Genomic DNA, 3608 nt, shown 5'->3' with positions numbered 1-3608 from the left:
CCTCCCTAACTTTATCTTAAAAAACAAAACGCAAAAGTCTATGCTTGTAATTTTCCGCTGTCTGATTTATTTGAATGTATCAAGCTAACAGCAAAACCACCTATGAATAATGAAACGCCTGCTACAAACAACATCGCTGGCATCGAACGACCTACCAATGGAAAAATAGCAAAACTTGCAATTGAAGCTATGATTTGTGGAAGGCAAATACTACAATTAAATAATCCTAAGTAAGCACCTTCGTTATTACCGTCAAGTGACTCAGTTAACAGAGAAAATGGCTGAGTATTCATTGTTAAGTTATCAATTCCAATCAAAGCAAAAGAAATTATTAGCAACCATTTATTGTGAATGAAATAAATAGAGATAAAACCTAAAGCTCCCGCAAAGCAGCCAAAACGATACCAAAATTTACGTTGACTAGGCTTAGATCTTGCTAAAAACATACCAAATAATACTGAAGAAATAGATAATACACAGAACATTACACCATACCAATTACCTGCAGCCTGATAACCTGCAGATGAAGAATCACTTGTATTCCAAACGTTTTTAGCAATGGCACCTGTTGAATATGTCCAGAGATACATAATCGCAAACCAATTAAAGAACTGGACTATAGAAATTTCCCAAAATGCTTTGGGGGCGTTTTTTACTAACTTCCATAAACTAGGCGCCTTTTTATTATTCTCTTTGGGAGAAATACCATGATAAGCAGCATAGGTTTTGGGATCGTATTCATGTACTGAAAACACAGTGTAAAGTGTAGAAATCAATAAGATTGCAGCTGCAGCATAATATGCGAGCTTAACTGACGCCGGAACTTCACCTTTAGGGGCAACGTTAGAAATACCCCATGCTGTTAAAGCAAATGGTGCTGCTGTAGCAATGACCCCACCTAAATTAGAAAAAGTTTGTTGCCAGGACCAAGCCATGTCAGCTTGTTCATCATTGACCATATCACCAATAATCATTTTATAAGGTTGCATACAAGCATTTGAAGTCAAATCCATAAATAAAGTAGCAAAAGCTCCAAAAAGCAACGCCTCCAAAGAAGCATAACCAAAGCCGAAAGATCCTGCATTCGGCAACAATACCAGTACTATAGCTCCGATTGGCCCTGCTACTAGTAAATATGGCATTCTCCTGCCAAAACGTGTCCAAGTCTGATCGGAATACTTACCAATCAAAGGCTGTATTACCATTCCTGCTAAAGGAGGTAAAATAAAAAACCATCCTAAATTATTAGGATCTGCACCTAAAGTTTGAAAAATTCTTCCCATTTGCGAAGACTGTAGCGAAAATGCCATATTTACACCAAAGAATCCAAAAGTCATAGCAAAAATTGTTGAAAGCTTCAATTTTGGCATTTCACTGTCATTGATTTCAGTAGAATTTTGCGATGCCACATTGTTAACCGTACTTTTTGTTCCCACAAAAATCACTCCTTAATAAAATTATAGCTATTTGTTGAAATCGATTTCCGTTTACACTCTAACACATAGCACAAACTTTTACAATGGCTATATTATAACAACACAAACGTTTGCATTTTTATAAAACAAACAAGATGCCTCTTAATCCTATTTAAATGCTAAGAATTGAGTTTGGGGCAAAATCAATAATTGCATACAACGCATCGCCTAAGCTTTAAATTATGAGTCGATTATGGATGCAAGTAGTGTGATAATGAAAGGAGCCCTAAAAAACCATCTTGTGTTTGAAAATCCATATAAAGCCTTAAGATATACCACCGAAAAATATCAAGCTAGCTTATTTAATTATTCGCAATAGAAGTTTAAAGTGTTAAAGTATGTTAGCATTTGATTATTATTAATTTGTGAACTTTACTCTTATTTGACGATTTACATTTAAACAGATACGTTTTAATAAACTATATTGAATATTTTTTCTCTAGTTTTTCTAATACTTTAAGTCAGAGGAGGTACATGTCAAATGTCTGTGACGATTAAAGATATTGCTATTAAGGCAGGAGTTTCAACAGCAACTGTATCACGAGTTTTAAATAACCAGGTTAATTTTTTTACAGAGAAAACTGAAAAAAAAGTAAAAAAAGCGGCTTTGCAGTTAGGATATCAAAAAAATGTAAATGCAGTTGAATTAGTAACAAAAAATAGCAAAACCATTGGAGTTGTAATCTCTGATACCAGAACAAACTTTGCCAGCGATATTATCAAAGGGATCCATTTTGAAGCTTTGAAACAAGGACTAAATGTAATTATGACCTTTGGAGGAGAAAATGATCCTGAGTTACAAAAACAGGCTTTAAAAACGGTTACAGAACGGCCCGTGAAATATATTTTACTTGTAGGATTAGAAATCACATCAGAAAATTTGGCTTTTTTAAAAAATGGTAATATCCCATATCTTTTTATATCTACAGAATTTGAAAAAGAAAGCGGAATTCCTTTCATTACAACTGAAAATTTCAATTTGGCTTATGCTGGCACAAAATTTCTTATTGAAAAAGGTTATAGAAAAATTGGGTTGGCAGGTGTTGATATTAATTCGCACATGGGTAAACAAAGATTAGACGGCTTTCGAAAAGCTTTAGAATCTAATGAAATTACTTGTCTTCCAGAATGGGTTCAACCTGGAAATTTTTCCTATCAGGATGGTATTAATTCCATGAAACAATATCATAAAAATGGTGGTATAGAAGCAGTTTTTTGTGGAAGTGACTATGTCGCTTGGGGGATTTTGAATCAAGCTCAAAAGCTAGGAATAAAGATTCCTGCTGAACTTGGAGTTATGAGCATGGATGGGACCAAATTAACACATTTACTACAGCCACAAATCACAAGCGTCGTTCAAGAATTTTACCAAATGGGGATAGAAGGGGTTAAAGCTATAGTAACAGGTCCAACTGCTAATTTTTCGCACCACCTTCCTTTTAAGATAGTCGAAAGAAATAGCACAAAATAAAAAGCTGCTCTTTTAATCCTAGATTAAAGGTTCCATTTAAATTGGGATTATATTTTTTAGTACGCTCGATTAAAAGCTTTTGTAGCTCCATTGTAACAGCCTTTGTCTTAAGTACAGAGTGCATTGACATGGCTGATTCAAATACATAACTATATTATTATCTGCTGTAAATGGTTTCCAGTGTTCAAGTTCTGCTCCACCGGGATTATGCGTTTGTGCAAAGTTTGCCCAGTAAACCGAATTAGAATGGCTTACTTTAGTATTAGTTTCATCAAAATCACGATATTTTGATTTTAGATTTTGAAAAACGTAAGGAGATTCACTTGAATGGTGGGCCCCAAAGTAATATGGATCAAAACCAGGCTGACTCGCTGAAAAATATAATAGTAAGTTGGTGCTGAACGATGATTAGACAAACATTTTGCGTAATAAAGGGAGATAGAGAAATCAAAAATCGATTTCTGTACCTCCTTTTTGTAAGTGCAGGTTTTCTAAGAACATCCCAAACTGGCACTTACGAATAGAAACTTTTAGATTTTTTAACCAACAATACCTCTAATTTATCATTAGTCCTATCTGAAACAGCACTTTACAATAACTGGTCCTTTATTTTATATAAAAAGAACCCCCGGATGCTCTACCAGGAGGCCGAATGTCATTCG

General features: G+C 34.6%; 2 protein-coding genes and 1 pseudogene. 1 reads left to right on the top strand and 2 read right to left on the bottom strand.

The features are described 5' to 3' along the window. Nucleotides 1-38: 38 nt before the first annotated feature. A complete protein-coding gene (locus FC65_RS09530; RefSeq protein WP_056972495.1) occupies nucleotides 39-1370 on the bottom strand; it encodes an SLC45 family MFS transporter in 1332 nt (443 codons plus the stop codon). Nucleotides 1371-1956: 586 nt separating this feature from the next. Here FC65_RS09530 and FC65_RS09525 point away from each other — a divergent pair. Beyond that, nucleotides 1957-2946 (top strand): LacI family DNA-binding transcriptional regulator, encoded by a 990-nt coding sequence (locus tag FC65_RS09525; protein WP_056972494.1) that lies wholly within the window; start codon nucleotides 1957-1959, stop codon nucleotides 2944-2946. Between the two features lie 69 nt (nucleotides 2947-3015). On the opposite strand, the pseudogene FC65_RS12930 reads toward FC65_RS09525, so the two are convergent. Beyond that, nucleotides 3016-3288: pseudogene (locus FC65_RS12930) on the bottom strand (carboxylesterase family protein); the annotation flags it as partial. Between the last annotated feature and the right edge of the window lie 320 nt (nucleotides 3289-3608).

It is taken from the genome of Ligilactobacillus acidipiscis DSM 15836 (genome assembly GCF_001435755.1).
GTDB lineage: Bacteria > Bacillota > Bacilli > Lactobacillales > Lactobacillaceae > Ligilactobacillus > Ligilactobacillus acidipiscis.
The sequence above is the reverse complement of the archived record's forward strand: the minus strand, read 5'-3'. Positions and strand labels throughout refer to the sequence as shown.